Source organism: Morganella sp. Je.2.23, from assembly GCF_051129855.1.
Taxonomy (GTDB): Bacteria; Pseudomonadota; Gammaproteobacteria; order Enterobacterales; family Enterobacteriaceae; genus Morganella; species Morganella sibonii.
Genome location: NZ_JBCPSQ010000001.1, coordinates 1,841,665 through 1,862,682 on the forward strand (window position 1 = coordinate 1,841,665; position 21,018 = coordinate 1,862,682).

General features: G+C 42.8%; 20 protein-coding genes and 3 tRNA genes. 6 read left to right on the top strand and 17 right to left on the bottom strand.

Features of this window, described 5'->3' with window-relative positions; all coding sequences use genetic code 11:
• Positions 1-312: 312 nt before the first annotated feature.
• Entirely contained in the window at positions 313-1,725 is a 1,413-nt protein-coding gene (locus AAZR23_RS09140) for a hypothetical protein (protein ID WP_434692002.1), read from the top strand.
• A 101-nt stretch (positions 1,726-1,826) separates the two neighbouring features.
• Here the strand turns inward: AAZR23_RS09140 and cas6f are convergent, their stop codons facing one another.
• The 7 genes from cas6f to AAZR23_RS09175 all read right to left on the bottom strand — a co-directional run bounded on the left by cas6f (position 1,827) and on the right by AAZR23_RS09175 (position 6,467).
• Positions 1,827-2,384, bottom strand: coding sequence for a type I-F CRISPR-associated endoribonuclease Cas6/Csy4 (cas6f, locus tag AAZR23_RS09145; RefSeq protein WP_434692005.1), 558 nt, complete (start codon positions 2,382-2,384; stop codon positions 1,827-1,829).
• Between the two features lie 4 nt (positions 2,385-2,388).
• Complete coding sequence (gene csy3, locus AAZR23_RS09150; RefSeq protein WP_434692008.1) at positions 2,389-3,408, bottom strand: type I-F CRISPR-associated protein Csy3; 1,020 nt, start codon at positions 3,406-3,408, stop codon at positions 2,389-2,391.
• Between the two features lie 13 nt (positions 3,409-3,421).
• Positions 3,422-4,240 (bottom strand): type I-F CRISPR-associated protein Csy2, encoded by an 819-nt coding sequence (locus AAZR23_RS09155; protein ID WP_434692011.1) that lies wholly within the window; start codon positions 4,238-4,240, stop codon positions 3,422-3,424.
• Positions 4,230-4,961, bottom strand: coding sequence for a type I-F CRISPR-associated protein Csy1 (locus tag AAZR23_RS09160; RefSeq protein ID WP_434692013.1), 732 nt, complete (start codon positions 4,959-4,961; stop codon positions 4,230-4,232). The genes AAZR23_RS09155 and AAZR23_RS09160 overlap by 11 nt, the downstream gene beginning before the upstream one ends.
• Before the next feature lie 251 nt (positions 4,962-5,212).
• On the bottom strand, positions 5,213-5,581 hold the full coding sequence (copM, locus tag AAZR23_RS09165) for a CopM family metallochaperone (RefSeq protein WP_046894867.1): 369 nt from the start codon (positions 5,579-5,581) through the stop codon (positions 5,213-5,215).
• A 147-nt stretch (positions 5,582-5,728) separates the two neighbouring features.
• Positions 5,729-5,896, bottom strand: a complete 168-nt coding sequence (locus AAZR23_RS09170; RefSeq protein ID WP_155402989.1) for a hypothetical protein — start codon at positions 5,894-5,896, stop codon at positions 5,729-5,731.
• A gap of 187 nt (positions 5,897-6,083) precedes the next feature.
• The gene (locus AAZR23_RS09175) at positions 6,084-6,467 is read right to left on the bottom strand and encodes a hypothetical protein (protein ID WP_247716649.1); all 384 of its coding nucleotides are present in this window, start codon (positions 6,465-6,467) and stop codon (positions 6,084-6,086) included.
• A gap of 473 nt (positions 6,468-6,940) precedes the next feature.
• On the opposite strand from AAZR23_RS09175, the gene AAZR23_RS09180 reads away from it, so the two are divergent.
• The 3 genes from AAZR23_RS09180 (at position 6,941) to AAZR23_RS09190 (ending at position 9,343) form a co-directional block, all read left to right on the top strand.
• Positions 6,941-7,291 (top strand): DUF6693 family protein, encoded by a 351-nt coding sequence (locus AAZR23_RS09180; RefSeq protein WP_046894866.1) that lies wholly within the window; start codon positions 6,941-6,943, stop codon positions 7,289-7,291.
• 290 nt (positions 7,292-7,581) lie between these two features.
• Positions 7,582-8,163 carry a serine acetyltransferase gene (locus AAZR23_RS09185; protein WP_434692018.1) on the top strand — a complete coding sequence of 194 codons (582 nt, stop codon included), beginning with the start codon at positions 7,582-7,584 and terminating at the stop codon, positions 8,161-8,163.
• Positions 8,164-8,200: 37 nt separating this feature from the next.
• The gene (locus tag AAZR23_RS09190) at positions 8,201-9,343 is read left to right on the top strand and encodes a glycosyltransferase (RefSeq protein WP_218426417.1); all 1,143 of its coding nucleotides are present in this window, start codon (positions 8,201-8,203) and stop codon (positions 9,341-9,343) included.
• Between the two features lie 395 nt (positions 9,344-9,738).
• On the opposite strand, the gene AAZR23_RS09195 is transcribed toward AAZR23_RS09190, so the two are convergent.
• Complete coding sequence (locus AAZR23_RS09195) at positions 9,739-9,867, bottom strand: hypothetical protein (protein ID WP_282102737.1); 129 nt, start codon at positions 9,865-9,867, stop codon at positions 9,739-9,741.
• Positions 9,868-10,085: 218 nt separating this feature from the next.
• Between AAZR23_RS09195 and AAZR23_RS09200 the strand changes: the two genes are divergently transcribed.
• Positions 10,086-12,059: an acyltransferase family protein gene (locus AAZR23_RS09200; protein WP_434692021.1), complete on the top strand. Its 1,974-nt coding sequence runs from the start codon at positions 10,086-10,088 to the stop codon at positions 12,057-12,059.
• Between the two features lie 299 nt (positions 12,060-12,358).
• Here the strand turns inward: AAZR23_RS09200 and AAZR23_RS09205 are convergent, their stop codons facing one another.
• On the bottom strand, positions 12,359-12,556 hold the full coding sequence (locus AAZR23_RS09205) for a hypothetical protein (protein WP_218426419.1): 198 nt from the start codon (positions 12,554-12,556) through the stop codon (positions 12,359-12,361).
• A gap of 251 nt (positions 12,557-12,807) precedes the next feature.
• Here AAZR23_RS09205 and AAZR23_RS09210 point away from each other — a divergent pair, with 251 nt between their 5' ends.
• Positions 12,808-13,890: an acyltransferase family protein gene (locus tag AAZR23_RS09210; RefSeq protein ID WP_434692024.1), complete on the top strand. Its 1,083-nt coding sequence runs from the start codon at positions 12,808-12,810 to the stop codon at positions 13,888-13,890.
• Positions 13,891-14,973: 1,083 nt separating this feature from the next.
• Here AAZR23_RS09210 and AAZR23_RS09215 read toward each other — a convergent pair.
• From AAZR23_RS09215 to tdcC, 8 genes are all read right to left on the bottom strand, one after another.
• A tRNA-Leu gene (locus AAZR23_RS09215) sits at positions 14,974-15,060 on the bottom strand.
• Positions 15,061-15,066: 6 nt separating this feature from the next.
• Positions 15,067-15,140, bottom strand: a tRNA-Cys gene (locus tag AAZR23_RS09220).
• A 1-nt stretch (position 15,141) separates the two neighbouring features.
• Positions 15,142-15,217 (bottom strand) — tRNA-Gly (locus tag AAZR23_RS09225).
• Between the two features lie 142 nt (positions 15,218-15,359).
• Complete coding sequence (gene pgsA / locus AAZR23_RS09230; RefSeq protein ID WP_046894824.1) at positions 15,360-15,908, bottom strand: CDP-diacylglycerol--glycerol-3-phosphate 3-phosphatidyltransferase; 549 nt, start codon at positions 15,906-15,908, stop codon at positions 15,360-15,362.
• A gap of 207 nt (positions 15,909-16,115) precedes the next feature.
• Complete coding sequence (gene uvrC / locus AAZR23_RS09235; RefSeq protein ID WP_434692027.1) at positions 16,116-17,963, bottom strand: excinuclease ABC subunit UvrC; 1,848 nt, start codon at positions 17,961-17,963, stop codon at positions 16,116-16,118.
• Between the two features lie 37 nt (positions 17,964-18,000).
• Positions 18,001-18,690, bottom strand: coding sequence for a response regulator (locus tag AAZR23_RS09240; protein WP_046894822.1), 690 nt, complete (start codon positions 18,688-18,690; stop codon positions 18,001-18,003).
• A gap of 207 nt (positions 18,691-18,897) precedes the next feature.
• Entirely contained in the window at positions 18,898-19,518 is a 621-nt protein-coding gene (locus AAZR23_RS09245) for a nitroreductase family protein (protein ID WP_166708214.1), read from the bottom strand.
• Positions 19,519-19,666: 148 nt separating this feature from the next.
• Positions 19,667-20,995, bottom strand: coding sequence for a threonine/serine transporter TdcC (gene tdcC, locus AAZR23_RS09250; RefSeq protein WP_166708215.1), 1,329 nt, complete (start codon positions 20,993-20,995; stop codon positions 19,667-19,669).
• Positions 20,996-21,018: the final 23 nt, after the last annotated feature.

Here is a 21,018-nt window from a genome sequence, read left to right on the forward strand (position 1 = left end):
GCCGGAGCGGGCCGGGTAAATATAGCTGTTCAGGAGCCTGCAACCAGAGTATCCGGGATAATTCTTCTTATTTATAAAATAATGATAATTTCGGATAATTAAGGTTGTCATTATTTTATTATGCGCCATTCTGCGTCAATCAGACTTACCCCATATTTCGGCAACAGGATTATACCGTATCATTACCGCATAATTTCCCGGCATCCGTTGTTCAGGGAACACGTCCGGCCTGTAATCAGTGCCGGAGCAGAAGCCACCCGAAGTTCCGTTCTAAAAACCGTGACAATCAGTGCGTCACAGAGGGAAACGTTAATGGAAATAACATCCGATCAGAAGCGGACAATCTGTGCCCTGTTAGCTGAACAGGCCGGACACCAAATCCGCAACGCAGAAATCACGGCATTGTGTGATGATGAAACCATCCGCGCCGCCCTGCTCATTCTCAGCAGTCTGGTTGACATTAAATACCGCGAAATAACCGTCTCACTGTCTGCAGCCCGGGATGAATATGAGCGCAATAACCCGCAAATGATGATGGGCTGCCCGCTCAGTGACAGTACGCTTTCCGCCCCGGCGGAAATCCCTGACTCACCTTCGGATACAGATACAAATACTGATACCGTTCATTCCGCATTTTTTGCAGCTGAACCGGAACCACTTATTCTTTCTTCTGATCAGGAAGCACCGGTTATTACGGATGATACTGTTACAGTACCGCAGTCTGCCTCAGAGGAAGAACAAGCCTCCGCAGAGATCGATCGTTTATCTTCCATATTTGGTCCGCATGCCTTTCTTACCGGCGAATCCGGCGTTGCTGAACCACTGAATTTTTCTGCTGACGACAATTGCTCTGCCGACGACAATGTTTTTTCTGACAACAATGTTTTTGCTGACGACAATATTTTTGCCGGCGGCAATGCAGAAAAATCCGTTGCACTGCCTGCTGCTGATAACACTGATGAAACAACAGTGTTAGCCGGATCGGTATTCAGTGATACATCCCTCTTCCCGGAACCTGTCACCCTCAGTGATCCGCTGAAGGACGGCAACTGGCTGTTTGACGACCTGGACACTGATGAAACGGATACCCCGGTTATCGGTGAACTCCCGGAGCCGGAACAACCTCAGATTGCTGCCGCATCCGCCCCGGTCAGTGAGCCTGTACCGAATCACGACTGGTCATTCAATACAGAAAACAATCCGCTGTCAGAGACAGACCCGGAAGAATATCTCTCATCCCCGGCCACAGAACAAAAACCCTGGGGGCTGACAGCGCTGTTTGCGGCAGGAAAAAAAGAGAGTCCGCCACCGGCCGCACCGGATACTGAGCGGGAGTCTGCCGGAAATACAACTGTCGCGGAAAAGGCACCGCCTGAAAATACAGCATCCGGGGCAACGGCCTCCTCTCCAGGACAACCGGCAATCCGCGTCAGTATTGCCCGCGCCCGCTTACTCGAACCTTTCAGCTCGCCGGTAACCGCAACACTGGAAGACGGCAAAGCGGTCGCGATTCTCGGCATCTATTTCCGGCGCAATATCGGCCTGAGCTTTAATGATAAAACCGGCAATCTGCACGGTACGCCAACCGAATACGGTGAATTCCCGGTACGCGTCGTCTGGGAACTGGCACCGAAAAAACGATTTTCCTCCGATATCCATTTTACTGTTGATCCCGGTTCTCACAGTGTCACACCGTCACTGACCATTTCTCCGCCGGTACAGTAAGCGCTGCCGCCCCTGCCTGTCTGAGTGCAGGGGTATTTCCGGCAGTACATTATTTTTTTATCATAATTATTTCTGAGCTGCCGCCGTGGCAGTAAACAGCCTCAAAAGTGAGGTACTGTTGCAATCACTCCGTTTTCCGTTTTTTTATGGCTCAGCCCGTAACAGGTAAACGTCCCCTCCGCCGTAAACTCAGCCTCCAGTTTTCTGATGAAAAAAGGAAACGGACGGTGACGGCCTTTACCTGACAAGGATTCAGTCCAGATAAACGGTAATGTTTCCGGAATAAACAACCGCCCGTTCCCCGTACTCTGAAAACGCCGTAACCCTTTTACATGCTCACGGACATAACTGACCGGCTGATTTTTTTCCGGAACAGGTAAAATCCGGCTTAACCGGATATAAGGATAAAATGAAGACAACCGGGCAGAGATTGCCGGTATTGCCAATGAGTCATAATCCTGTGCCAGCAACCGCAGGCGGTTCCCCGGCGTTTTCGGCTCACGGCAGTAATCCGGAAATGCAATGGCAATAGAGCTGTCCGTTTTACCGGTTTTATTCTCTGTCAGTACCAGATGAAGCTGTTGCCAGATTTGACGGCGGAGAAATACAACAGATATCAGCGCATCCGGCAGGATAGTAATTGTCTGATAAAATCTCACCCGCTTACCCTCCGCAGCCGAAAACCCCGCCGCGGATTAACACTGCCACGACATAATTTTCTTCATGTGCCGGAAGTGTTTTCCCGCTGACCCATTTTTCAAAAAGTGTATAAAAATCCTGCCCTGATCCCGGCGGACGAAATACTGCCCCCAGATGTGTTACCGCACCAAAAGGATCAGCGGCAATAACACCTGCCCCGGCTGATAAATCAGAAAAGTCAGGGTACCAGGTATCCACAGAACGCAAAGCATTGCCTATTTTTTGTGAATGCATTCCCGCTGCTCCGTCAATATTGCAGAGTATCCGGCTTTTTCCGCCCTTTCTTTTATTCACCACAAATTCACAACTGGGATAAACCTCCTGCCCTTTTCCTGTTCTGACTCTGGCCGTGATAACCAGTGATAAGGCCCCCTCATCACCGCTCAGTGCTGCGGCAATATGCCCCCCCAGATCTCTGACTGAATTATCTGTCTGTTCAAAATGACGAAGACTGTATTTTCCGGCATCAAATATCCATTGCTGCTTTTTTTCCGTACTGCGGTTATCCACAACCACATTAATATGCTCTGCGCCAATCCGGTTGCGCCACAAAAAACGGCCGCAGGCAATGTTATATGCATACCGCTTTGATGGCTCCCTGCACTGTTCCCTTTTCAGATAATCTCTGATGACGGCCTGATAATCCTGACGAAAACATTCATTATTACAGGCAGCCGGAAATGGCAGTCCGCCGGTTATTTTCAGTGAAAAACGGAGTATAAGCACATCCTGCTCCGGTCCGAGCATACAACAATCCATATTTTGAATATTCGGATCATGAATGTCCGGTGAAGATATCCTGCTTTTATCTGTCCCGCGGGATGTCCGGCGGAAAGCACATGTCCCGCGTACCGTTCTCGTCTGTATATTCAGCGAAGTAACCGGAGAATCCGGTTGCTGTGATGTTCCGGAAAAAAGGCCATCCGAGGGGCTAAGCTTTTTTGAGAATGATAAAACGGACGGTATATTACAGATTCCTTTCATTTATACTTTTCCGTTAATGATTTTTCTGCTGACACAGATAAAGATTGTCATCAGGTAAATAGTGATAACACCACAACATAGCTGAAGGATTCCGTAATTTATCTGTCCGCCGGAACTCACCTAATGTGATAACACTCTCCGCAAAGCGATGCGGTATGCCTTCATCCCTGGCATTTTCCGCCGTCCCCGGCGGAGAAAGCCCCTGATAGCCGGTTACCACCGGAATCAGCCCCGAACCGGGAACCGTGATATATTTCAGTAATGCTGCCATTGCATCCATTCCGCTGTTCATTGCCCTGATCATGACATCCCGTCGTTCCAGTAATGCATATCCGGGAGCTATGCGTTGTCGTAATTCACACCATCCTTGTTTATTGTCCGGAATAATACCTGTCTCCGGAATACCTGCATCCGTGATATCACCTCCTGCAATTTTCAGTATTCTTATAGCCTCTGATACAACCCGGATAAATTCCTTATTTTTCTCTTCTGTATTTTCACCACGGATAAACAATGAAACATTAAGATGACAATATACTTCCTCAATCAATGATGAATTTCTGCCTTTTTTATCAGGCGGCTTCCGGTTATTAAGCACGGAATACGCCAATTCACCTGATCCTGCATACAACCGTAAATGACAATCGTGACTGATAATACCGGCGCCATTAAACCTGACTGACGGAAATCCCTTTTCTCTCACTTTTCGCTCAAGTGCATGAACAAATCCCAGCCAGGCAGTGACTGCCGGAAAACCGGCAATCAGTGCACCGGATAAGGCATTCGCATTCTGAATCATTATATTTTTCAGCAGAAGATAATTAATGAACACGATAAGGATCTCCGGCACAGACCGTTCCCGGCGGGATCGACAACAACAAAAAGGCTTTTCCTTGATTGCGTATAGTAAGTGCAGAAATATTTTGTGGTTTACTGCCGCCGATACGAATAACAACAAGATCGCGGGGAAACACACCGGATATTTCAAGCCGGCGGCGCAGTTCAAATAATAACCCCGACGGTGTCAGAACCGACAACAAATGATAATCCGTTGTGTTCCCGTCATCCGGTACAGGAAAAAACACCTGCTTTATTTTCGGGCTGGTTACTGTTGTTTTTGTTGCTGATAATATCTGTAAAAAACCAGTGCGTAATGTCAGATAATCTTCTTTACCCAGGATTTTTATTGCCAGTTCACTTTCTTCACACAGATGAGTCAGTAACGTCTTTCCATCCTGCATCCTCAGCATCAGAAATGTGTATATTTCCAGTGCCGCCGCATTGCCTTCTGCATCCGGCGAAACTTCCGCATTACCGGATCGCAGGAAGCCATCATTTTTCTTTTTTACACCGGCACCTGCCAGCACTGTACTTACTTTTTTGTGACGATGTTTACGGGCACCGGGATGCGAGAACGCCAGAGGATGTGTGGTCAGTGACAGCTGTTTCGCACGTTTCGCCGCATCAGATAACCAGTGCCGGCGGGAAAACCCGGGTGATTCTTTTAAAGCCGGGTATTTTGTAAAAAAAGCAATAATTTCCGGGTCAGGCATAGAATATCCTTTTCTTAAAATAATCAGGTTGATAATAATACTGAAATCTTCATCAGAGATTGAGTCGTACATCATCAATTCACAGGATATTTAATATGTCTCAGAAAGGATTTTGTCTACAAGCAAAATATAAATTTTAGCGTGATAAATTTATTTTTGCGATCCGGATGGAGATTAATAAATAAATCCATCACTAAAAACACAAAAAACGGCACATCTGAAAAAGAGATGCCGTAATTATTATTGAATTTTTATTTTTTAGCTGGCTTATTATCCTTAAGCCAATTTTGCATCTGCTTTATTTCCGGATCCTGAGCGGCAATGATGTCCTGAGCTAATTTTCGCATTTCCGGGTCTGAACCGTACTTCAGTTCAATCTTTGCCATTTCAACTGCGCCTTTATGATGTGCAATCATACCTTCCGCAAAGGCAATATCCGCATTTTGCTCGGATAATGTTTTTGCCATATCATCATGCATACGCATCATCGAATCACCCAGCTCTTTCTGTACCGGCGTGGTAACGGCATGCATATCACCGCTTAATAATACCGGATTTGCCGCAGCACCAAAGGTAATTATGCCGGATAACAATGCAGTGAGGATAAGTGTTTTTTTCATGATTCATTCCTTTTTTAATATCTGGTTGACGGAATTAATCATAAAGGTTGCCCTAAGGGAAAGGTCAATGTGATGAAAATAACTTTACCATATTTACATTTAATAAAGTTCTCTCCACAATCTCTGAACAATTCAGATAATATTTCATTAATCAGGCATCAATATTAATGCAGGTACTAAAAAGATAACAAAAATAATCAAATATCCCAATAATGCACCTGTACGGCTTTTCATTCCCACAAGAGAAGGCTTGATCAGACCCGCAACCGCAGCTACAAGTGCCAGTCCTGCAATAACCATTAAACCGTCTTCCATACACCCTCCGTTTACCTTTCCTGCAGGTAATTCTGCGTATGACATTGAACCTTGCTCTTAAGGTAAAGTAAAGTTCTTAAAAATCACAACATTCTGATGTCAGAACAAGAAGATGGCAGTAAAAAGAACCGTTCGGAAAACACAAAAAGAAAACCGGGCATTCTCTCCCGGTATCATTATGCTGCAGTTATTCTTCGTTCAGCTCTTCAATAACAGTTTCCGGTGAATTTTTCCATTTACTATCAGTTAATTGCTGTTCCCGACGCTCTTTTTTATCCAGCCAGTTTATGACATATCTGGCACTATGCTGGGAGACAAAACCACAGTTATCACAAATAAGACGATAATAGTAATGATTTATACTGTCAGCCGGAATACCCGGAGTATGATAATAGAAAGTGACAAATGTCTGTGGTGGCTTGCTATCCAGTTTGTCCTGCGCTGTCGTATAGTGTGTTTCATCGATAATTTGTCTGCCATTATGCCCGCACATAAGACACGTGGTTTTGACTTTTTTATCATTCAGATAATGAAAAAATTCAGGACCTGTTACTGTTTTCAGGCGTTCCACGAACTCCAGGATCTGAACATTATTCGGTGATATGTTATCCATCAGATACCTCTGACTTTGTATTGTCATTCTGTTTTTTAAAATAAATACCATTTTTATATTATATATTACTTGCCTGTTTATAACTGACTGAAACGATATACATTACATTTTCAATTTTATTTGTTTATTTCATTATTTTCATTTCTGCTGAGTATTTATCAGCAGATAACCGTATTTTTACCCGCAATAATAGTACGGTTCCCGGCTCAGATTATCATTTTCGGGCTATAATCGTTTAATGCGTTTATCCACTGATAGCCTGAGGTGTGGTGATAGCCCCTCTTCACCGCAAAATTATTTGGCCTTTACGGAGCGTTATCAGGCGGTATAATTATCAGGAATTATTAATTCAGAAGACAGCGCCACCGCTGACATTAACCTGCAAAGACATGCTGCAGGCACTAATTTCAATCCACAGAGGCAGATAAATAATGGTTTCTCCCGATCTCCGAAACGCAAAATTACGGTGTACGGCCGGCACAACAGATATACTGGGCCATCTCATTATATGGCTTTTACTGTCCATTGTTACGTTTGGGCTCGCCATGATGGTGTTTCCGTATTACCTCATAAAATTTATCCTGAACAATACTGAGGTTGTCGATAAACGTGATAACACCAGAATTTGCCGCCTCAAATGTGAGATAAGTCTTTCTGGAATGATCGGTTACATCATACTGTGGACAATTCTGTCAATAATCACATTCGGGATTTTATATTTTGTATTTTTATACAAAGTTTATGCACACTGCCTGGATAAAACAACATTTACTGAACTTTGATTTTCTCAGTAAAAACCGGATAGCCTTTATGGTTATCTGGTTTTGTTCCGCAAACATATGCGCAGAAAGGATCTGCATCAGCGGATAGTCACAGAAACCGGGGAGATCATTGAGAAATGGCATCAGAAAACGACTCCCCGCCAGAACCAGCACAGCGTTGCCGGAGGGGGAATTTTTAAATTCATTGCTTACGTGAATCATTTCAAGCAATTGTATCATGATTGTACAATAAGATTGTGTTATTCTATGCTTGAATATCAATAGGCTACCGAAAAATGTGATATGATATTGTGAAAGATATTAAGGCCATGAACATGAATATGTACAATAATGACGATACAAAAAAATTAGTGTTTGCTGATTTTGCCAGATACTGCAATAAACTAACATTTTATTCGTTTTATAGAATATTCAGAAAAAATGAGTCATTTAATTTTTTATTCTGGTTCAGATTGAGTAATCACAGAAATAAAGCAATCCGGAAGCTATCACGATTCTTTTATAGGAAAAAATGCAGAAAGTTTAACATATTCCTTCCTGTTGAGACATCTATTGGTGGCGGCTTATACATTGGACATATAACCGTTGGCGGTATATGTATTAATCCGACAGCAATCATTGGTGAAAACGTTAATATAAGCCATCAAATAACGATAGGGTCAAATAAAGGGAAAGCAGCAAATATTGGAAACAATGTTTATATTGCACCACATACTTGTATTATTGAAAATGTATCTATTGGAAATAATGTTAAAATTGGAGCTGGCTCTGTTGTTGTGCATGATATCCCTGATAATGTAACTGCTGTTGGTGTTCCCGCAATGATAGTAAAAAACAAAAAGAACAATGCTCTTTCATTAAATTTAATATAGAATTAATGTAGTTTACAATATTACAGGAAAAGATAGAATGAAATTATTACATTTGATTAATTTACAAGGATTTGGTGGTGCCGAACGTCTCTTTCTGGAATATTTAAAAAACAGCTCTTTTGATAATGAAATATTATGCACCAGCAACAGTATAAATAAAAACATAAAAGATGAAGTATCATCATTAAGAATTAAATTCTCAAACTTTATCGGTAATACAAAAATAAAATACCCAACATTTTTAAGAAAAATTGCATTAGTCCAAAAAATAAAGAAAAGTAAGGCTGATATAACTATCATTTGGGATTTTATACCACGATTACCATACAAGCCCCAAAATACAACTTTAGTTTACTATGACCATGGTTGCTCCTGGCAGTATGAAGCCAATGAAAAAACCATATCTTTTTTTAAAAAGTTAGATTGTGCCATTGCTGTTTCTGACGCATCAAAAAGAGTCATGGAATTAAGATTTAATCTGTCATGCCCGATAAATACGGTAATAAACCGGTTGCCAATAAAACCATTGCTATCATCTAAAATGATTAACAATGAAAAACCTATTACTTTGGGAGTCGCCTCCCGGCTGGTTGGCCTTAAGGGTATTGGAATTGCAATTCTGTGTATTAAATCTCTTGCAGATCAGGGAACAGATGCAAGGTTAATTATAGCCGGAGATGGTGAACAAAAGGATGACCTAATAAAGTTAGTTATTAAATTAGGGTTAGAGGAAAAAATTAAATTCATTGGCTATCAGGATGATATGAAAAAATTTTACTCCTCTATTGATATATATATCAGTACACCCGTTGCTGAGGCCTTCGGCTTATCATGTATTGAAGCTATGTCAAATGGTGTACCAGTCATATTCCCTTTATTGAATGGACAACCAGAAGCAGTAAGAGATAAAATATGTGGTATTGGTATCGTCCCGGATATTTCAGCAGAAGAATACTACAAAGAAACAGGGATAAATATTAACTTTCCTCATGATGTCTATGATCCTGTTAACGATTGTCTTGTACCGCCTAAATTAATTGATCCTCAAAAATGTACATCAGCAATTATGAATATCATTGAAGATTATGAACAATTTAGCAAAAGTGCGCTGGAGTGGTCTAAAGAAACCATGAATTATGACCTGTTCATTAAAGAATTTGAATCTGCTATAAGAAAATAAGTCACGAAATTATAGCGGTATGCACATATACCGCTATAATTACCCATCAGAATTACCCTATACGATACCGCCCCGATTACATTAGCATTAACAACTAATACTGATAAACTATTCACCATATTTTCTGTCGTTCAGGAAAATTATGGCTATGAGCACCTGTCGCAACAGTGTAGCTATGCCCTTCAGCTGAATTAGTACCCGACGTACACGCCGCCGGTCCGCCTTCACCAGCAGGAACTCCCTCCATGGCTTATTGTCTTAGTCCCGTAATCAAAGCTTGATGTAAATCCTGAAAAACCATAACTGTGTGCAGGTAAATGCGCAGTTGTCAGCGCAACATTGTCATTTCCGCTGCTGTTCACCAACCGGATAGTTTTATTTTCACCGATAGACGATCACTTGGAGCCCGGAAACAGGCTGTCCGGGTTCTTGCTTTGTGCAAACCAGATCACCACACCTACCGGGTAAATAATGTCGATATTAACAGCTTTTTGTAATGCCTCAGTAATCGCTTTCTGGCTCATGGTGTTGTTGTTGATGTCCCGGTTGTCTGGGCCACTGCGTTTTTGTCCGGTTTATTTTCCGGATCTGTGGCGAGAGCACATCCTCCCACAGCATATAGTTACCTTTATTATGAAGAATATCGCTGTTCCCGGCCATGTAGAGCTGTTGATGTTTATAGAGGTAAAAGTATGTCTGTGGTATACTTTTATTAATTAATATGAATAACAGCTTAACTATTATGTCAATTAAATACAGATCAGATATCGATGGATTAAGAGCAATTGCTGTTCTCTTCGTTGTGATATTCCATAGCTATGATAATTTAATTCCATCCGGGTTTATTGGTGTTGATATATTTTTTGTCATATCCGGATTTTTAATTTCATCAATAATAAGACAGCAACTTATTGATAATAGCTTTTCATTTTCTGATTTTTACAGGCGCCGTCTCTGGCGGTTACAGCCTGCACTGCTATTGGTAATGCTGTTTGTTTTGGTGATAACATCAATACTTTATTTACCCGATGATTATATTGATGCTATGAATAGTGAGAAATACACCTCATTATTCTTATCTAATCAGTATTTTTCCCGTGTAACGACAAGTTATGCCGCACAGGATTCTGTATATCTTCCGCTTTTGCATACCTGGTCACTGGCGATTGAATGGCAATGGTATCTCTTTATGCCGCCAGCGTTATTCTTGTTACATAGATTATGTCATCGTTATCATTTTAACAAAGCAGGTATTGTTTTATTAATTTCTTTATTAACCATGGCTTTATCATTATATTTATCAAGTAATTACCCAACCAAAAGCTACTACTTATTCTCAACCCGGATCTTTGAGTTTATGATTGGGGTGATTATTTCTTATATACCTCAAACAAAAAAACGAAGAAAAACAACAGATAATATACTATCTATATTTTCTTTTTTTATATTATTATTTATAGCAATCAGTGATTCCGTATTGCCCGGGTATCCTAACCTTTATACTATAGGCGTTTGTATCTGTGCGGCAATCATTATCTACACCGGAAAAAACAAAACCATCATAAATAAAGTACTTTCAATAAATATGATTGTTTTTATTGGTACCATATCATACTCCCTTTATTTATGGCATTGGCCTGTTTTTGCTGCAGCACGTTATATCGGTTATTTCGAAACTGATACCGAAAAATTATCAGCCATACTAATTACACTAATTTTATCTTATATTTCCTATAGTTACATTGAAAATAAATTCAGAAAATCCAAACTAAACTTCAAGTATACCGTTTTGATTTTATTCGTTATTCCTGTGATCACTTCATTAGTGTTCAGTAAAGTTACTGAAAAAAACACCGGATTCAGTTTCAGACTCGGAACTGAGTATCTGAAAATGGAAAAAGCACTGAAAGATCATCAGTATGAAAATCGTTCATTATGTCTTAGTAATGATAGTGTAGTAGCCGATGGTGTCTGCCATACAGGAAAGAAAAACGCGGATAAAAAAGCATTTTTATTTGGTGACTCACACTCCAATCATTTTTGGGGATTTATGGATGTCGTCGGAAAAGATGCCAATATGGATGTAAAAGCACAAGCAACGTCATCCTGTCTGACGCTACCGGGCGTCTACCTTTACGACTGGTGGAATTATAAAAATACTGTGTACCAACGCTGCTATGATGATACCCAAAAATATTATGATGAAGTGAAAGCAGGGAATTATGATTATGTCATTATTGCTGAGGTCTGGGCTAACTATGCCGGCGATAATGTAATTAATCAGATAGGTGATACAAGAACTGTAAAAGAATCCAGATCACGTACAGAAAAAGCACTACGGGAGGCACTGAATATCATTACAGAATCTGGTGCAAAACCGGTTATTTTCAAAGCCATCAACCCAATGCCACAGAATTTTATGACTTGTTTTTACCAGAATGTAAAATTGCGTCGTGATTACCGGAATAACAATTGTAATTCCGGCACATTTAACGGCGATGAACAAGAATGGTTCAGTCAGCTATTTGTGACACTTAAAAAAGAGTACCCTTCACTGGTAGTGATTGACCCTAAAGATACTCAATGTGATAACGGATCCTGTCTGACAGATATTGACGGTATTCCTGTTTACCGTGATGTCGGACATTTAACCGACTATGCATCAGTTATTTTTGGAAAATGGTATTTAGATAAATACCAAAATCCATTTAAGTAATTCAAACCAGCAATGAAGGGTTATGCCCTTCATTGCTTTATCTTATCAGCTTACCCGCCCCATCCATCCGCATAATATAAGTTTTTACTACAGACACCGAAGAGCCACTGTAAGTATCCCGTAATCAAAGCTTGATGCAAACCCTCAAAATTATGATCGTGAGCAGATAAATGTACGGTTGTCAGATTGTGCTTTTGAATAGCTGCAACCGGCGGGCAGATAATTAGCCGGTAACTGAAATTTCTTATCGCTTTCACCTTGGGCATAGGCACAGATATCACCGTTGGTCATATCCGCTTTCAGTTCCGCCTGTATGCTACCGGCATACTGGAAAGCTGTATTTCTCTTACTACACCGGCAATATCATAAAATATACTATTCATCTTCCTGTGTTCGATATCTTTGGCCGCCTGATCGGTCGCCTGGTCATGCTCATAATCGTAGTGATAGCCCTGAATATAAGACAGTGAATCATCAGCCTGTACTTCATCAGGCATAACGATGCGATCCCCTTTGTGTTGCAAAGAGGATTTTAAATTTATTTATTATTATATTGATATCAATAGGTTAACACCATTTTACACAAAAAATCAAGGGAATAGATTTAGACTATATATCAATAAGTTAACTATAACACTCACCAAGAAGTTAAATTATATCCGTTTGTAGTATCAACAGCATACAGATGATCATGGTATAATATTGTGAAAATACAATTGCTTTTTAATTATAGAATGAGAATGTTTTTATGGGTTCATCGGTGAAACTTGCATATCTTGATTCGCTAAGGGGAATAGCCAGTATTGTTGTTGTTATTTCACATATAACACTACTTTATTTTCCTTATCTGCATAATTTTGGAGAATCTAAAATACCAGAAGACTACGTTATACAATCATGGCTCCATAATAGCCCCTTTGGTTTTTTTTATTCTGGCTCTACAGCTGTATATATCTTCTTTGTAATGAGCGGAATAGTGCTAAGTATAGGAGCTTCAAAGTATTCAACTAGTACTGGAAAGTTAATAATATCGAGGTATGTCAGATTAGCAATACCTGCAGCTGCATCATGTATAATAGCTTACTTCATGATATCTATCATTCGGATATACAATATAAGCATTGATGATAATTTAATTAATAAATCACTCTCTGTAGATAATCCGGGTATACTTAATGCAATTTATTATGGTGCAGTACGTTCTGTATTTTACCTTCGAGGTTCAATAGAATATAACCCTGTTTTATGGACTATGGCTATTGAGTTTTATGGTTCCATATTTTTGTATATCTCATACAGAACAAAAAAACCTATTATTTCAATGAGTATATTCTCCGCTTTATGCTCAATAATAAGCTTTAATATATTTTGTGGAATATTTTGCTTTCTTATTGGCATGTTAATATTTAAAAATATAAAAAACCTCCCAAACAAAATTAATTTACCATTAATTTTTATCGGCATATATTTTTCTGGCATTCACTCAGACTCGCCAAGTTATTATATATTTACCTTATTTTTTGGTAAGTACACATACACACTGTTAAATGCTATCGCCGGTGTCATATTTGTTTACGTTGTAGTCTCAAGTCCAGGTATAAAAAAAGTATTATCAGCAAAAATATTGCAAAAATTAGGAAAATTATCATTCCCAATTTATTTAGTACATTGGAGTGCTATATATATAGTATCAAATACATTAATGCTGGTAGGTATAAATAACACGGTAATATCGATAGTATTATCGATAGTCTTAACACTATTGATATCAATGTTGTTTTTTTATATTGACAAATTATCCATAAGCATATCTAAAGCATTTAAACGATAATAAGTATAGCAAACCAATAATTTGGTTTGCTATATGTGTATCTTAATAACTGCATATTGATACCCCGTAATGAAGAAGGAAAGAGGTCATATCGATGCCGTTTTAACACATAGCCACCATGTAAAATCCGAATGGGAAAAACAACATTTGCTTTCAGAAGCAAAAAATAAAATTGCAGTATGCTGTGGATTCAGGTGTCGCGACTAAGCACCAGATCTTACCGCGTCAGAGGCTCTTTACCTTTGTTGGCATCATTCTCCGTATAGCTGAAACTGAAGATATCCGGATGCACATATAGAAATGGCTTGTTATGTTATACGAACAGACAACTAAGACAAACACTGGGATTGACTATACCGCTATCAAAGTGCAAAAAATGCAATGCTTCCGCGTTTCCTGCTGGTGAAAAAAAATCCGGGCAGGTTGTCACCAGGCCTATCTGGTTCATTTATTGAAGAGAGGCTCCTTAGGGAGTCTTTTCTATGCCCGCAATGTCAGAATTGATTGTTGTATTCCCGCCTTCTGTGTCACCAGCGACACGACACAATGCCACATCAGTGACATCATAGAAAATCTCAATAAAGGGAATTTCTATGTCACAAAAATATCACCACGGTGTACGAGTTATTGAGTACAATCACGATACCCGGCCAATCCACAGCGGGCCGGACAAATGGACGCAAAGCAACACCCTCACTCGCGAAATGAGCCCCTCCGGCAACCCGACACGACAACAGGTTGAAGCACTTAAACGTGCATAACATGAAGCCAGGCAATTGAAAAATAGGTTTGAACAACTACAGCTATCCACCCAGCAACTGCAACGGCAGGAACAGCACCTGCGCCACAACACAGAGCAGGAAAAGCGCATGGGACAGCTATCAGAAGACGATGGATGTCAGAAACAAAATGGCCGGCACAGGTACTGCGGCTATGGCAACGAGCTGACAATATCCTCGCCGGTGATATTGACTACCAGCGCTGCCACTTTTGATTTTGATGCACGGAAAACCAAAGAAAAAAGCCACCGCAAGGGTGGCTTTTCTTAACTCTAACTCACTGAAAACTCAATGAATTTCTGTATGGTGCCCAGAGCGGGACTTGAACCCGCACAGCCTTGCGGCCGAGGGATTTTAAATCCCTTGTGTCTACCGATTTCACCATCTGGGCTGAATATGGAGGCGCGTCCCGGAGTCGAACCGAGGTACACGGATTTGCAATCCGCTGCATGGCCACTCTGCCAACGCGCCTTGGAGCGGGAAACGAGACTCGAACTCGCGACCCCGACCTTGGCAAGGTCGTGCTCTACCAACTGAGCTATTCCCGCATCTCTGAACTTACTGATTTACTTATTTGTTTTCGTAAACCGCTGTGTCGTTCGGATGCGTTGCATTCTACTGATTTCACGCTGTGAGTCAACCGCTTAATTCATGAAAAATGATCGTTCGCTGTTTTTTACAGCACATCGATCAGGCTTCGCTCAAATCCGCCCATGCAGCGCGTAAATATTGGAACATAGACCAGAAAGTCAGAATCATTGCAATGTAGAAAAGGACGAAAGCAGCAATTTCCGTCAGCTCATTCGGCCGCCAGATAAGCCCCACCAGCGCCACCATTTGTGCCGTGGTTTTTACTTTACCCATCCAGGAGACCGCGACGCTGTTACGTTTACCCAGTTCAGCCATCCATTCACGCAGTGATGAAATAATAATCTCGCGGGCAATCATTGTGATAGCAGGCAGTGTTATCCACCAGACTGCATAGTACTCTGTTACCAGTACCAGAGCGGTCGCAACCATGACTTTGTCCGCTACCGGATCCAGAAATGCGCCAAAACGGGTGGTTTGCTTTAAACGGCGGGCCAGGAAGCCATCAAACCAGTCTGTCATCGCAGCAAGGACAAAAATAGCGGCGCTGACAACAGGCGCCCAGCTGAACGGTAAATAGAAGGCGAGGACAAAGAACGGTATCAGGATAACGCGAAACAGAGTCAGCCATGTAGGGATATTTAATCGCATAACGGAGCCATTATTTTATAAGTCAGATGAAAAAGCCGCTTGCGCATCTGCCGGCACATATTACCGCCCCGCTGATTCCGGGGCACGTTGCGTAATTTTCAGGTTCTGCGCAATCCTACCGGATACCACCATATTACCACAGTTACAGATAACTCACCGCTGTTATTGAAAAAATTCTCACATCAACCATACATATAAGCCGAATCGTTAATGCTTAAGCGCGTGGTAAATTTTTTCCGCCAGTGCATAAGAAATCGTCGGTACTTTGGCAATCTCCTCAATACTGGCATTGCGTAACGGTTGTAATCCGCCCATGTATTTAAGCAGCATCTGCCGCCGTTTCGGCCCGATACCTTCTATCGATTCCAGTGCACTGGTATTTTTGACTTTCGCCCGACGCTGCCGGTGACCGGTGATCGCATGGTTATGGGATTCATCACGGATATGCTGGATAACATGCAGCGCCGGTGAGTCCGGCGGCAATGCCATACCTTCCCCGGAGGCGGTAAAAAAGAGCGTTTCCAGTCCCGCTTTACGGTCAGCGCCCTTCGCCACCCCAATCAGCTTCGGCTGGTTTTTGTCCCAGTCCACCTCCAGGCTGTTAAAGGCGTCAATCGCTTTACCGAGCTGGCCTTTGCCGCCATCGATAAAAATAATATCCGGAATTTTCTCATTACCGATATGTTTGCCGTAACGACGGTGCAGAACCTGATCCATCGCTGCATAGTCATCCCCGGGGGTGATGCCGGTGATGTTGTAACGGCGGTATTCCGATTTCACCGGTCCGTTGCTGTCGAATACCACACAGGAGGCCACGGTCTGATCCCCCATGGTATGACTGATATCAAAACATTCCATACGGTTGATGGTTTCAATGCCGGTCAGTTCTGACAGCGCTTTCATTCGTGTCGCAATCGTGGATTGCTGCGCCCGTTTTGTCATTAATGCGGTAACGGCATTTGTGTGTGCCAGCTTCAGATAACGGGCACGATCACCGCGCGGTTTCGGCTGGATAAGTATCCGCCGCCCGGCAAACTGAGACAGGGTTTCTTCCATAATCTCTTTTTCCGGTAACGGGAAATCCAGCAGAATATCATCCGGTAATGAGCGGTTTTCACTGCCCTGCAAATAAAACTGGCCGATAAAGGTTTGTACAATTTCATCCTGCTCAGTGCCGGCCGGTACTTTCGGGAAGTAACTGCGGCTTCCCTGTACCCGCCCGTTACGGATAAACAGAACATGAATACAGGCCAGCCCCTGATCAAAACAGACACCGACAACATCCAGGTCATCACCGGCACCGGTGACAAACTGTTTTTCAGTGACCGCACGGACAGCCTGAATCTGATCCCGCAGGCGTGCGGCATCCTCAAAACGCAGCGACTGACTGGCCTGCTCCATTTTTTCCACCAGCTCTGTCAGTACCTGCTGATCTTTGCCTTCCAGAAATAAGCGGACCAGATTCACTTCTCTGTCGTAATCCTCATCACTCACCAGTCCCTTCACACACGGCCCCAGACAGCGGCCAATCTGATATTGCAGACACGGACGTGAGCGGTTGCGGTAGACGCTGTCCTCACACTGGCGGACGGGGAACAGTTTCTGCATCAGCGCCAGTGTTTCGCGGACAGCATACGCATTCGGGAACGGCCCGAAGTATTCTCCTTTGGCGTGTTTGGCCCCGCGGTGAACAGCCAGCCGCGGGTGTTTGTCATTGCTGCTCAGATAGATATAAGGATAGGATTTATCATCGCGCAACAGTACGTTGTAACGCGGCTGATATTTTTTGATATAGGTGTGCTCAAGCAGTAATGCCTCTGTTTCCGTATGCGTTACGGTGACATCTATCTGAGCAATATTTTTAACCAGCTGTTCGGTTTTTTTGCCTGAAACCTGCGTGCGGAAATAGCTGGAAAGCCGTTTTTTCAGATCTTTGGCTTTCCCGACATAAATCACAGTGCCTTCAGCATCATACATCCGGTATACACCGGGCTGACTGGTCACAGTTTTTAAAAATGCTTTCGCATCGAATTCAGTAACAACCAGTTTTTCCATACGTGATGCAGACTCTCTGTTCTCGGCGTTTATTCAGTCATTGGTTATCGCGCCTGCTGCTCTCAGCAGGTACGGATGGCACCACGCTGTCAATATGGATCAGTCCGTAGCGCAGTGCCAGATGGGTGAGTTTAATATCACCATCAATATTCAGCTTATTAAATATTCTATATCTATAACTGTTCACCGTCTTGCTGCTGAGACACATTTTGTCAGCAATTTGTGTGACTTTGATGCCCTGCGCTATCATTACCATCACCTGACGCTCCTGATGGCTCAGTTTATCCAGCGGATTGCTGTCATGTGCATGAAGACGGGTGTCAAGAATCGTCTGCTGCGCGATTTCCGGTGCAACATAACGCTGACCCCTGCTGATAATCCGGATAGCATGCAGTAAATCCTCCCGGTCACTGCTCTGATACAGATACCCGGCCGCACCACTGTTCATGACTTTATACGGTGAGATCAGGCTGTGTTCATCGGTGAGGATAATCACTTTAGTTTCTGAGGTGTAACGGGTAATTTTCTTTGCCGCATCGAGGCCGCTCATCATGGGAAAACCGATATCAAGCAGTGCCACATCGGCGTGATTATCACGGCACCAGCGCACAGCACTATTACTGTCTCTGACTTCCCCCGCCATCTTCATACCTGATGTTGCCGTAATAATCGCACCAATCCCTGCACGGTAAAATTCATTCACGTTTGCCACCAATACTGAAATCACACAGAACTCCTTTCTGAATTTTCAATAAGTTTGCCGTAAATTATACAAGCCCCGGTTAAACCGTTATTTAATAAAGATGACATTCTTTCAGTAAAAGACTGAAAATTATAAATATATTTCGCGACGGGAAATTGATATCAGTGATGATTCAACAGAAACGGCGGAATATAAATAAAGCTGCCACCGGGTGGTGGCAGTCAGAATATATTACGGCATATCCGGATGAAAACGGTCAATGCTGACCAGCTGGTCAAAAGGCAGTTTACCGATACGCGGATAGGGTTCGCCCGAAGATTTACCAATGGCGACCATCAGGCAGATTTCATAATTTTCCGGCAAATCGATAACTTCAGCCACCGCATTAAAATCAAATCCGTCCATCGGGCAACTGTCATATCCCTGTGCTTTTGCCAGCAGCATCAGCGTCTGGGCAAAAATACCGGCGCTGCGCATGATTTCATCACGCTGGGTTTCCGGTTTACCGCGGTAGTAGTTATCAACCGCACCGACCATAAAATCACGCACCAGCGGGTCGGCATCATGCCATATTTCACGGGTACGGGAACTCCAGGCCGCGACATCACCACACAAAATCACCAGCATGGAAGCATCCGTCATCTGCGGCTGATCCCATCCCACTTTACGGATATTGCGGCGTTGTGCCGGATCTTCCACCAGCAGCGGACGCCAGTGCTGCAGGTTAAAGGCACTCGGGGCATTTTCCATCGCCAGTGACAACAGCGCTTTTTTCTCATTAAGCGGGATCACAAAATCAGGATCAAACTTCTTGGTTGCCCTGCGCTGGCGCACTGCATCAATAACATTCATATAGGCTCCTGTTTATTCCATTTATTATCCGGATGATTTATTTACCTTAGCATGAATTTGATTCCGGATACCGGTGCGTGATGATTAAGCAAAAAAAAAACCCGCACTCCGGTGAGTGCGGGCTTTCAGTTATTAACTGTCAGTAAGACTACACGATCAGTTTGAATACGATGTTACCGATGGTCAGCAGACCGATGATAGTAACGAAGTAGTTAGATGCCTGACCTTTGTATTTGCTCAGAGCCGGTACGCGGTTAACAGCATACATTGGCAGTAAGCACAGCAGAGATGCGATGATTGGTGCACCCATTGCTTCAATCAGATCCAGGATGTTCGGGTTGATGTAAGCGATGAACCAGGTAGAACCCATGATGAAGACCATGGAGATCAGGTTCAGTTTACCAACGCTGACTTTGTTTTTGTCGCCACCGAAAGCAAATTTCAGTAACAGACCGTTCATACCTTCCAGAGTACCCAGGTAGTGACCGAAGAATGATTTGAAGATTGCAACCAGTGCGATGATTGGTGCAGCCCAGACCAGGATAGTCGCCAGAGTACCGTTAGCGCCGCCCACGTTGTTGAAGTGGTAAGCCAGGTAAGTCAGAACAGGAACGTTCATCTCTTTTGCTTCAGCCATGTTAGCCGGAGACAGCGCGAACAGGCAGCTGAATGCGAAGAACATAACCACACCCACCATCAGTAAACCGGCACGGGAGATGATTTTGTTAACTTTCTGCTCGGTGAAATCTTTACCGCACGCCGCTTCGTACTCTTCACGTTTTGATACCACGAAAGAAGAAACGATTGGTGAGAAGTTGAAAGAGAACACCATGATAGAAATACCCAGCCATACTGTTACCAGGATACCGCTGTGGCCGAACAGTTCAAAGCTTTCTGCGTTCACATTGTCAAATACGGCAGTGTTCCAGTAAGGGATCAGAGCCAGGGATAACAGCACCAGGCTGGCAATGAACGGGAATACCAGGTAGCTCATTACACGAACCATCAGATCTTTACCGAAGTAAATGATGACAGCCATGGCTAACAGCAGAACCAGAGAAACCACACCACGGTTCAGCGGCATCAGACCCAGCTGCTGTTCCCAGAATGCCATAAAGGTATTGGTGATAGTTACGCCGTAGATCCACAGAAGCGGACAGATTGCGAAGAAGTACAGGAAAGTGATGACAACACCACCGCTTTTACCAAAGTGTTCTTCAACAGTTTCTGTGATATCGCCTGACGGATTGCTGCCTGACAGACATAAGCGGGCTAATGCACGGTGACATAAGAACGCGATCGGATATGCCAGAACCAGCATGATCAGAATCGGGATCAAACCACCGTAACCTGCACGAATCGGGAAGAATAGTACCCCTGCACCTATAGCAGTACCGAACAGACCGAGTGTCCAGGTCGTGTCCGATTTACGCCAGCTTTTGTACTCAGCCGGAATCTGGGTTTTGTCAGTACTCATGTTGCTTTTCCTTTTAAAAGACT

Bases quoted from the DNA above. Each gene is read 5' to 3' on its own strand.
- AAZR23_RS09200 (WP_434692021.1), top strand. From the start codon at position 10,086: ATGTCAATTAAATACAGATCAGATATCGATGGATTAAGAGCAATTGCT.
- pgsA (WP_046894824.1), bottom strand. From the start codon at position 15,908: ATGCGATTAAATATCCCTACATGGCTGACTCTGTTTCGCGTTATCCTG.
- AAZR23_RS09180 (WP_046894866.1), top strand. From the start codon at position 6,941: ATGGTTTCTCCCGATCTCCGAAACGCAAAATTACGGTGTACGGCCGGC.
- copM (WP_046894867.1), bottom strand. From the start codon at position 5,581: ATGAAAAAAACACTTATCCTCACTGCATTGTTATCCGGCATAATTACC.
- AAZR23_RS09160 (WP_434692013.1), bottom strand. From the start codon at position 4,961: ATGCCTGACCCGGAAATTATTGCTTTTTTTACAAAATACCCGGCTTTA.
- tdcC (WP_166708215.1), bottom strand. From the start codon at position 20,995: ATGAGTACTGACAAAACCCAGATTCCGGCTGAGTACAAAAGCTGGCGT.
- AAZR23_RS09195 (WP_282102737.1), bottom strand. From the start codon at position 9,867: ATGAGCCAGAAAGCGATTACTGAGGCATTACAAAAAGCTGTTAATATC.
- AAZR23_RS09190 (WP_218426417.1), top strand. From the start codon at position 8,201: ATGAAATTATTACATTTGATTAATTTACAAGGATTTGGTGGTGCCGAA.
- uvrC (WP_434692027.1), bottom strand. From the start codon at position 17,963: ATGGAAAAACTGGTTGTTACTGAATTCGATGCGAAAGCATTTTTAAAA.
- AAZR23_RS09245 (WP_166708214.1), bottom strand. From the start codon at position 19,518: ATGAATGTTATTGATGCAGTGCGCCAGCGCAGGGCAACCAAGAAGTTT.
- AAZR23_RS09140 (WP_434692002.1), top strand. From the start codon at position 313: ATGGAAATAACATCCGATCAGAAGCGGACAATCTGTGCCCTGTTAGCT.
- csy3 (WP_434692008.1), bottom strand. From the start codon at position 3,408: ATGAAAGGAATCTGTAATATACCGTCCGTTTTATCATTCTCAAAAAAG.
- AAZR23_RS09210 (WP_434692024.1), top strand. From the start codon at position 12,808: ATGGGTTCATCGGTGAAACTTGCATATCTTGATTCGCTAAGGGGAATA.
- AAZR23_RS09170 (WP_155402989.1), bottom strand. From the start codon at position 5,896: ATGGAAGACGGTTTAATGGTTATTGCAGGACTGGCACTTGTAGCTGCG.
- AAZR23_RS09205 (WP_218426419.1), bottom strand. From the start codon at position 12,556: ATGCCTGATGAAGTACAGGCTGATGATTCACTGTCTTATATTCAGGGC.